This is a genomic window from Grimontia marina, assembly GCF_900060185.1.
In the GTDB taxonomy this organism is placed as follows: Bacteria; Pseudomonadota; Gammaproteobacteria; order Enterobacterales; family Vibrionaceae; genus Enterovibrio; species Enterovibrio marinus.
This window is the reverse complement of sequence record NZ_FIZY01000002.1, coordinates 161,278-170,162: the sequence shown is the minus strand read 5'-3', so window position 1 is coordinate 170,162 and position 8,885 is coordinate 161,278. Positions and strand designations below refer to the sequence as shown.

The window sequence follows — 8,885 nt, the reverse complement described above, 5'->3', positions numbered from 1 at the left end:
CTAAAGGGTTGTTGGAGACGACGACGTAGATAGGTCAGGTGTGTAAGCGCTGCGAGGCGTTGAGCTAACTGATACTAATTGCCCGTGAGGCTTAACCATACAACACCCAAGGGGTTTTGACGGACTCAGATAGAACATTGAATGTGTAAGAACGAGAACAAAGACAGTCACTTTTCAGATGATGGATTTATCCAGCTAGCGCCAGAACAGCGCAGGGATAAAGTACGAAAGCAAGGCATTTTGTGAGCCGAACGAGGGAGTGTACGACTGTACATGACCGAGTGAGGGAGCAAAGTAACGCCGCTAGCGTGCTTTATAGCCAGCGGGATAAAGCCACAGAATTTGCTTGGCGACCATAGCGTTATGGACCCACCTGATTCCATGCCGAACTCAGTAGTGAAACGTAACAGCGCCGATGGTAGTGTGGGGTCTCCCCATGTGAGAGTAGGACATCGCCAGGCTTCTAATTTAGAAAAAGCCCTGACCTGACGGTCAGGGCTTTTTTGCATTTGTATGTTTTGGCTATCTAAAAGACTACTTTGTATGGTTTATGTTCAGCCTTATCCCATATACTTTTTGTAAATGAAGCGGGAGGTTGTCATGAGAGCTTTAGTTATAGCGATGTTTGTTCTTCTAGGTCTTATAGGCTGCTCAAGCTCGGTGATTTCTCAATACGCTGAAGAGCAAAACTGGTCAGCACTTGCAAGCTATGATGTTGAAGTAGGGAATAAACCTCGCTCTGCGAAGGCATTGAGGGAGCTTGGTGCGACTTCTGAGTCAGTGCAAGAAGACTATCTTTCTGCCTATAAAGCCCATATGGATGTGTATTGCCAACCCGAAAATGCATATCACGCAGGGATATTAGGCAAGCCAAGAAATTCGGTTTGTATAGATGACTCCCCGACAGGTTGGGACTATGAAGCAAATTGGAGAACAGGGCTTGAAGCGGGAAGTATCTTCTAAATGACAAACAAAAAGACCAGCTTTAGGCTGGTCTTTTTCAATCTTTGCTTTAACTTGCAAATTAGTTATTCGCGTGTAGCTCAGCGTTTAACTCAACCGCAGATTTGTTAGTCAGACACTCAATCTTACCGGTCACTGAGTTGCGACGGAACAGAAGGTCTGTTTTGCCTGCCAGGTCACGTGCTTTTACAGTTTCCACTTCTTGGCCGTTTGCATCCAGCATGGAGACTTTTGTACCTGCAGTCACGTACAGACCTGATTCGATGGTACAGCGATCACCCAGTGGGAAACCAAGACCCGCGTTCGCACCCAACAGGCTGTTTTCGCCGATAGAGATAACGATTTGGCCGCCACCGCTCAAGGTGCCCATGATTGAAGCACCACCACCGATATCACTGCCGTTACCGACCATCACACCTGCAGAAATACGGCCTTCCACCATGCTGACGCCTTCAGTGCCTGCATTGAAGTTGATGAAGCCTTCGTGCATAACAGTGGTGCCCTCACCCACATGTGCACCCAGACGAACACGTGCGGTGTCTGCGATACGGACGCCTGCAGGAACCACATAATCAACCATCTTAGGAAACTTGTCTACGCAATCTACTGTCAGGGTTTCACCTTTCAAGCGAGCTTCCATTTGACGTTCAGCCAGCTCTGGTAGATCGATTGGTCCTTGGTTAGTCCAAGCGATGTTGTGCAGTAGACCAAAAATGCCATCCAGCACGATGCCATGAGGCTTAGCAAGACGGTGAGAAATGAGTTGAAGCTTGAGGAAGCCCTCTGCCACGCTTGCTGGCTTTTCGTCAGTCACAAGAATAGTCAGAACGAGTGGTTGGCTAGACTCCGCTGCTTTGGTCGCAAATGATGCTGCTGCTTGTTCGTCAGCTGCGGAGAAAGCAGAAGCGATAGCTGCGCATTGTGCTGCTTCCACTTCAAACGCCTCGTTACCGCCCTGATAACCGACAACGTCAGCAAGAGCTGAAACCAGAGTATCTGAAGGGTTAAGAACTGGGGTTGGGAAAAATGCTTCGATGATTTTTCCATCTTTGTTTTTGGTCGCGGTGCCAAACGCTAGAGCAAAACTGGCCATGATCCGGGAGTCTCCTTGTCTCTTCCACCAGCATCGGTTGATATCAGATGCTGCATGATAATTGTGATAGATGGAGACATCTTAAAGTGAAGTGCTTCGAGATTGAAGGGTGAGTGGAGAGAATCCTTTATATTAACGGCTCTTGCAGTGAATATGGGTTAAATAGACCGAAAATTAGGACAATATTGAAATAAAAAACGCTCCGTATGGGAGCGTTTATTGAGAAGTTAAGCCGCTTCGGCGTCATCTTCCTTTGGCGCTTCAGCTTTTTTCTTTGCTGGCTTTGGGGTTGGCTTGCGTTTAGCTCCCAGTGCATAGAGTACTTCTTCACGATTTTGCGCAAGGAAAAGGGACAATTCTTCGCGTTGCGCTTCATCGCCTGTGACTTCGCTTTTACCCAGCAGCTCAAATAGCTCATCTGCCATGTCGAGCATTTTGTCATACGCGTCAGCTTCCGCTTTAGAGGTAAAAGTCATCTTCTCTTCTCCGTTGCGTTCAACCACATATTTGACGATAACGGCCATGGTTAACCTCTCTTAATTTGTTTACTGTCTGTTTATACAGTAGAGTAAGGTTACCTGTCTAGTTTAACCGTGATTACTGTGATGGCATTGGAAAAATTCTCAGAGATTTATCATCGAGCAGCAACAAGAAAGGGAAGTAACAGCGATCTGGAGCAGCGTCTGGCACACCCTAAGAGCGTAAAAGAACTTAGCGAGATCCCGGATGATCGATGGCTAGCAACATTCAGTCAAAAGATCTTCCAGTCGGGAATGAATTGGCAGGTGGTGAGGAACAAGTGGCCAGGTTTTGAAGAAGTCTTCTGGGGCTTTGATATTGAAAAAATGTGCCTAACTCCGCCTGAGATGTGGGAAGAGAAAGCGACAAACCCAGCGATCATTCGTCATCTGGGTAAAGTCATGACCATTCCCCACAATGCCCAGATGATGAAAAGTGCAGCGAAGCAACACGGCAGCTTTGCCCAGTTTGTCGCGGAGTGGCCGGAAAGTGACATCATTGGCTTATGGGCACACCTGAAAAAGCATGGAAGTCGCTTGGGAGGTAATACCGGGCCTTATTCACTTCGTATGATGGGTAAAGATACTTTTATTTTGTCTGGCGATGTTGAGGGATATCTGCGGGCTCACAAGATCATTGAGGGCGGCCGGGATACCCGAAAATCTCTGCATGCGGCGCAGGAAGCGTTTAATCAATGGCAGGAAGAGAGTGGACGTCCACTTTGCCAAATTAGCCAGATTATCGCTTTCAGCGTGGGTGATAACAGCTATTAATCGTTAACTTGCCACTCGCTGGTAAAGGTTAGAAAACGTTCAAACAGAAGCGAGTGGTGTTTGCTTTTGTGGTGTGCCAACCAGTACTGACGGCGCAGATCGAGTGGCAATGTCAGCTTATGAAGTCTTTTATTGCTGATGGCATGTCTGGCGGCCAGTGTTGAAAGGTAAGCCAAACCGAGTCCTGCAGCTGCACAATTGATAATGGCTTCAGTGGTTCGAAGCTCAAAAGCTACCGTCCAGTCCTCTAGCCTTGGGGCGATTCGTGAGAGGAAATGCTCACGGGTACCGGAGCCTGTTTCCCTCAACAGCCACGCATGGTTTTCCAAATCAAACAGTGTGATCTCTTCTTTTTGCGCCAAAGGATGGTCGATGGCGCAAACAATACACATTTCGTCTGAGAGCCAAGGCTCCATGTGCAAATCATCGTTTCCCAAATGATGTTTAGTCTCGCCTTGTCCTTCAATGAGTCCGATATCGAGTTCAAATGCGAGTAACCTGTTGATGATCGATTGACTATTCGAGATCACCAGCTCCTGGTCAATATGATTACTCTGTGCCCTGAAATCCCTAAGCAAAAATGGCACCAGTTGGTTTCCTATCGTATCGCTCGCGCCCAACCTAAGGAGGCCAGAGAGCTCGCCATTAGAGTTCAATACCTTCGTGATTTCATCGCTTCGGGTAAGCAGCTCGTCTGCCATAGGGAGGAGTCGATGGCCCTGATCGTTGAGTATCAGCCGGTTGTTGACCCGCTCGAACAATTTGTGCCCGAGCTGACTTTCCAGCTCTGAGATCGCCATGCTGACAGCAGGTTTGGAGAGGAAAAGCAGACTGGATGCAGCCGTAATGGTTTTTTCCTGGGCAACGGCGACAAAAACCTGTAGCTGGCGAAGAGACAATGACATATGGATATTTACCCGTCTATTTAATCTATTTTAAATTTAACTTAACTTTAGGTTAAAGATATTCAGATATACTAAATAATAATGCCGTTCTATCATATTTTATGTGTTTTTCTTCTAAAGATGTGGCAGAGCAATGCGTAGACGTCTCAACTTACTTCCTACTCCAATGGCTGGCCTCGCGCTGGCAATCGCAAGCCTTGGTTGGAGCTGGGAAAATGTCGGTAATTTCGGTGGAAATGCTCAGGTTTTAGGGGCGGTGCTCGGTGGTGTGATGCTATTGATGATCGCACTGAAATTTACTTTTTCTCCCAAAGGTCTTTGGTGCGATTTGCAGCACCCTGTTGTCGGCAGTGTGGTGCCTACTTTTGCTATGGGCGTGATGATTGTTTCTGCTTCTGTTGGCAAAGTGTCTCCTCTTGCGGGCGATTCTCTTTGGATGCTGGCCGTGGTCGCCCACGTCGCGTTCCTTGTTTCTTTTGTTTATCACCGTGCCCGTGACTTCTCACTGACACACATGGTACCGAGCTGGTTTGTGCCACCTGTGGGCCTGATAGTTGCGGATGTTGCTTTCTCAGGTAACCCTGCGCTGCGTCCCGTGGCGGACGGCATTATGCTATTTGGTTTACTGGCTTATGCTGTATTGTTGCCACTCATGCTTTACCGCCTGATTTTCTGTGGTGAGGTGCCAGATGCGGCGAAACCAACCATTGCGATTCTGGCCGCTCCGGCAAGTCTGTCTCTGGCTGGTTACTTAACCGTGAGTCAATCTCCCTCACCTGTCATTGTGGCAGTGCTTCTGGGGATTGCCTTGCTGATGACACTGGTGATTTACGTGTCATTTGCCAGGTTGTTGCGTTTGCCATTCTCACCGGGCTATGCCGCGTTTACCTTCCCAATGGTGATCGGCGCGACAGCATTGTTTAAAACTGCGGCTTGGTTAGAGTCGGTTGGCGTGGCGGCAACTTACGTGAATCAGGTTTATGTGCTGGGTATCATCGAATTGGTGGTCGCGACCATCGTGGTTGGGTATGTGGCCATGCATTACCGCCGCTTCATTTCACTGCAATGGAAAATGCCAGCCACAGCGTAACCTTCGCGAAATCGTTAAAAATAGCCTGCATCTTGTGCAGGCTTTTTCATTTCTAACTGCATGAAATTGCACTCTTGAGGGCATTCCGCCACAATCTCTCCAATACCGTTCTCAAGAGTCTTGCCCGTGTTCACTGTCTATCACTCTAACCAGTTGGATCTTTTGAAAAGTCTGCTGGTCGCCATTATTCAGAAAAAGCCATTGGATAATCCTTTCCAAAAGGAATTAATCCTGGTGCAAAGCCCGGGCATGGCGCAGTGGCTCAAGCTGGAAATGGCCAAAGAACAGGGGATAGTTGCGAACGTTGAGTTCCCACTTCCCGCCACTTTCATTTGGCAGATGTTCACTCAGATTTTGGATGATGTGCCGCAGCGAAGCTTTTTCAACAAAGAAGCGATGACCTGGAAGTTGATGACAGTGCTGCCAGAGCTCCTCGAACAACCAGACTTTGATGAACTCAAGCGTTACCTTGAAGGCGATGGTGACAATCAGAAGCTTTACCAACTGGCGGGTAAGATTGCCGATATCTACGACCAATATCTGGTGTACCGACCAGAGTGGATAAAGGCATGGGAAAACGAGCAGTTAGTTGATGAGTTGGCAGAGGAGAAAAGCTGGCAGCCCAAGCTTTGGCAGGCGCTTTACGATTACACCCTTCAGCAGGATCAGTCCCCGTTTCACCGCGCCAATCTTTATGAAGAGTTTATCGAGGCGCTAGCGTCGCATAAAAACAAACCGGAAGGACTGAAAGGTATTGAGCGCGTTTTTGTGTTCGGCATTTCCGCTTTGCCGCCGCGTTATCTTGATGCTCTCAAAGCGCTGGGTGAGCATGTCGATGTCCACTATATGTTCACTAACCCTTGTCGTTATTACTGGGGGGATATCCGTGACAAACGCTATCTGGCGAGACGTGCAGCCAGCATGGATTCACGCATTAGCCGAGCCAGCGATACTCAGGAGCCAGCGCAGTTTGCCCTACCATTAGTCAGTGAAGATGACTCGGCCGAAGTCGGTAATAGCCTGCTGGCGTCTATGGGTAAGCTTGGCCGTGACAACCTGCTGCTGATTTCTGAACTCCAGTGTAATGAGGTCGATCAGGGCTTTGTTGATGTGCAGCGTGACAGCTTACTTCATCATATTCAGGCTGATATTCTTGATTTGATTGAACCGGGCAACATACAGGAAACCCTTACCAGTGAGAGTAAGCTGGGCATTTCCGCTGAAGATCGCTCTGTCATGGTGGAGGTTTGCCACAGCCCGATGCGTGAAGTGGAAGTGCTGCACGACAGGCTGCTTGAGATGCTAGAACAAGACCCGGATTTATCTCCGCGGGATATTATCGTGATGGTCGCCGACATTAATGCCTATAGTCCGGCAATTCAGGCAGTATTCGGCAACGCACCCGGTGAGCGTTTTATTCCGTTCTCAATTTCCGACCGCACCGCGGATCAGGAAAGTCCAATCCTAACAACGTTCTTGCGATTATTAGGGCTTCCGGACAGCCGTTGCAGCGCAGCCGAGCTTCTTGAAATCCTCGAAGTGCCTTCCGTGATGCGTCAATTTGGTTTTGATAACCGACAGTTTGAGAAGGTGAAATTCTGGGTAGAAGAATCCGGCATTCGCTGGGGACTCGATGATTCGACGGCGGAACATTTCTCCTTGCCTCATCAACATCAGAACACCTGGTTGTTTGGTCTTAACCGCATGTTGCTGGGTTACGCCATGCCGAGCGACGCTGGGCTTTACAACGATGTGTTGGCGTATGACGAAGTACAAGGATTGGAAGCAGAGCTGGCAGGTAAGTTGGGTGAGTTCTTCCGTGTGATGTCGGCGACGCAAAAAGTGCTGCTCGGCGAGAAAGACGGACATGCCTGGGTGCAGGCACTGACATCACTCTTTGACGAGATGTTTGCACTGGATACGGATGAAGAGCTAGCTGGGCAGCTTATTCGCACTCAACTGGATAACTGGCTGACCCAACTGGATGACGCTGGATTCAACCAAACTCTCGCGCTCCCGATCGTGCGTGATTACCTGAAAGAAAAGCTCGGGGGCGAGCGTGTCAGCCAGCGCTTCCTTGCCGGTCAAGTGAACTTCTGTACCCTGATGCCAATGCGTTCTATCCCGTTTCAGGTGGTGTGCCTGCTTGGTATGAATTATGGCGATTACCCGCGCACCATCGCGCCGGTTGGCTTTGATTTGATGGCGGGTCGCACCCGCGCCGGTGACCGTTCCCGTAGGGATGATGATAGATACCTGTTCCTCGAAGCACTGCAATCAGCTCAGCAACGCCTATACATTAGCTATGTAGGCCGTTCCGTTCAGGACAACACAGAAAAAGTGCCTTCTGTTTTGGTGACTGAATTACTCGATTATTGCCGTTTGGGATATTGTCTTGAAGGTGACCAAGTTCTGCCGGAACACGAGTCCGGCGAGCGTCTGTTCAACGCCTTGAATCACCATAATCCACTTGTTCCTTTCAGCCGACAGGCCTTTACTGAAAGCCGTCAAAGTTACGCCGCGGAATGGTTACCAGCAGCGCGTGGCGAAGGGCAACTTGCAGCGCCTTTCCTTGATGGCAAAGCGCTAAGTGAAGAGCCTGATCTGCAATCCGGTGTGATTGAACTTGCGGAGCTTCAGCGATTTTGGCGCTTACCTGTTCAGTACTTTTTCAACCGCCGCTTAAAGGTGTTCTTTGAGTCGCCGGAAGGGGCAATGGAAGAAGCCGAGCCTTTTGCGCTGGATAATCTTCACCGTTACCAGTTGCGGGATGCGCTCCTCTCCCATGTTCTTGCTTATGATGACAGTGAAGCCTCATTGGACGCCTTTTTCAGGCAGCAAAAAGCGAGCGGTAGTTTACCGCTCAATCACTTTGGTGAGCTGGCACTTGAAACGGAACAAGCTGGAATTTTGGCTCAATACGCACAATTAAAGCCGCTGCTGACCGACAAACGACAGGCATTGGAAATCAATCTTTCTATCGCCACAACCCGGGGAACAGTCAAACTTCAGGGCTGGTTGGATGAACGTTACCGCGCTGGACGAATTCTGTATCGAAGCGGAAAAGTCAGGGCGAGAGACAAGCTTGCAGCATGGATTGAGCACCTTTGTCAGTGCGCGTCAGGTGAGCAACTGGAAACACGCTTCATTGGAGTGGATGATGATGTGGTGTGGAGTCCAATTTCCAAAGAGGACGCTTTATCGAGCCTTGCGGTTTACATCGAATACTATCTTGCGGGTACGGAAGTACCATTGGCTTATCTGCCAAATACTGCGCTGGCAGCCTTGGCGGCTTGTATTGATAAGAAAGGTCACTGGTTTGAAGACGATGCCACGTTGGATAAAGCGCGCAGCAAAATGCGCTCAGCCTTTGAAGGGGGCTACATGGTGTCTGGTGAAGGAGAAAATGCTTACGTGGCTCGGGTCTGGCCACAGGTAGAAGATGAGCTGCTCGATCAGGTTTTTGAGCTTGGAAAAACCTTGCTGCTACCCGCGCTAAATGGTGAGAAAAAAGAAGACTGACTATGGAGTCAGCCTTCTTC

7 protein-coding genes and 2 rRNA genes are annotated in these 8,885 nt (G+C 49.1%); 6 read left to right on the top strand and 3 right to left on the bottom strand.

Features of this window, described 5'->3' with window-relative positions:
* The 3 genes from GMA8713_RS02295 to GMA8713_RS02285 form a co-directional block, all read left to right on the top strand.
* Positions 1–99, top strand: a 23S ribosomal RNA gene (locus GMA8713_RS02295); the annotation flags it as partial.
* A 246-nt stretch (positions 100–345) separates the two neighbouring features.
* Positions 346–461, top strand: a 5S ribosomal RNA gene (gene rrf, locus GMA8713_RS02290).
* 139 nt (positions 462–600) lie between these two features.
* Entirely contained in the window at positions 601–963 is a 363-nt protein-coding gene (locus tag GMA8713_RS02285) for a DUF2799 domain-containing protein (protein ID WP_062705349.1), read from the top strand.
* 61 nt (positions 964–1,024) lie between these two features.
* Here GMA8713_RS02285 and dapD read toward each other — a convergent pair whose 3' ends face one another.
* Positions 1,025–2,056, bottom strand: a complete 1,032-nt coding sequence (dapD, locus tag GMA8713_RS02280) for a 2,3,4,5-tetrahydropyridine-2,6-dicarboxylate N-succinyltransferase (RefSeq protein ID WP_062705348.1) — start codon at positions 2,054–2,056, stop codon at positions 1,025–1,027.
* Positions 2,057–2,283: 227 nt separating this feature from the next.
* Positions 2,284–2,580, bottom strand: coding sequence for a YebG family protein (locus tag GMA8713_RS02275; RefSeq protein ID WP_046303019.1), 297 nt, complete (start codon positions 2,578–2,580; stop codon positions 2,284–2,286).
* 81 nt (positions 2,581–2,661) lie between these two features.
* Here GMA8713_RS02275 and GMA8713_RS02270 point away from each other — a divergent pair, with 81 nt between their 5' ends.
* A complete protein-coding gene (locus tag GMA8713_RS02270) occupies positions 2,662–3,348 on the top strand; it encodes a DNA-3-methyladenine glycosylase I (protein ID WP_062705345.1) in 687 nt (228 codons plus the stop codon).
* Here GMA8713_RS02270 and GMA8713_RS02265 read toward each other — a convergent pair.
* Positions 3,345–4,253 (bottom strand): LysR substrate-binding domain-containing protein, encoded by a 909-nt coding sequence (locus GMA8713_RS02265; RefSeq protein ID WP_062705343.1) that lies wholly within the window; start codon positions 4,251–4,253, stop codon positions 3,345–3,347. The genes GMA8713_RS02270 and GMA8713_RS02265 overlap by 4 nt on opposite strands.
* Positions 4,254–4,386: 133 nt before the next feature.
* Between GMA8713_RS02265 and GMA8713_RS02260 the strand changes: the two genes are divergently transcribed.
* Both GMA8713_RS02260 and recC read left to right on the top strand, forming a co-directional pair.
* A complete protein-coding gene (locus GMA8713_RS02260; RefSeq protein WP_479687079.1) occupies positions 4,387–5,343 on the top strand; it encodes a TDT family transporter in 957 nt (318 codons plus the stop codon).
* A gap of 126 nt (positions 5,344–5,469) precedes the next feature.
* On the top strand, positions 5,470–8,865 hold the full coding sequence (gene recC / locus GMA8713_RS02255) for an exodeoxyribonuclease V subunit gamma (RefSeq protein WP_062705340.1): 3,396 nt from the start codon (positions 5,470–5,472) through the stop codon (positions 8,863–8,865).
* The last annotated feature ends 20 nt before the right edge of the window (positions 8,866–8,885 follow it).

Excerpts from the sequence above, each read along its gene's own strand:
- GMA8713_RS02265 (WP_062705343.1), bottom strand. The coding sequence starts at position 4,253 with ATGTCATTGTCTCTTCGCCAGCTACAGGTTTTTGTCGCCGTTGCCCAG.
- GMA8713_RS02270 (WP_062705345.1), top strand. The coding sequence starts at position 2,662 with ATGGCATTGGAAAAATTCTCAGAGATTTATCATCGAGCAGCAACAAGA.
- GMA8713_RS02275 (WP_046303019.1), bottom strand. The coding sequence starts at position 2,580 with ATGGCCGTTATCGTCAAATATGTGGTTGAACGCAACGGAGAAGAGAAG.
- GMA8713_RS02260 (WP_479687079.1), top strand. The coding sequence starts at position 4,387 with ATGCGTAGACGTCTCAACTTACTTCCTACTCCAATGGCTGGCCTCGCG.
- GMA8713_RS02285 (WP_062705349.1), top strand. The coding sequence starts at position 601 with ATGAGAGCTTTAGTTATAGCGATGTTTGTTCTTCTAGGTCTTATAGGC.
- dapD (WP_062705348.1), bottom strand. The coding sequence starts at position 2,056 with ATGGCCAGTTTTGCTCTAGCGTTTGGCACCGCGACCAAAAACAAAGAT.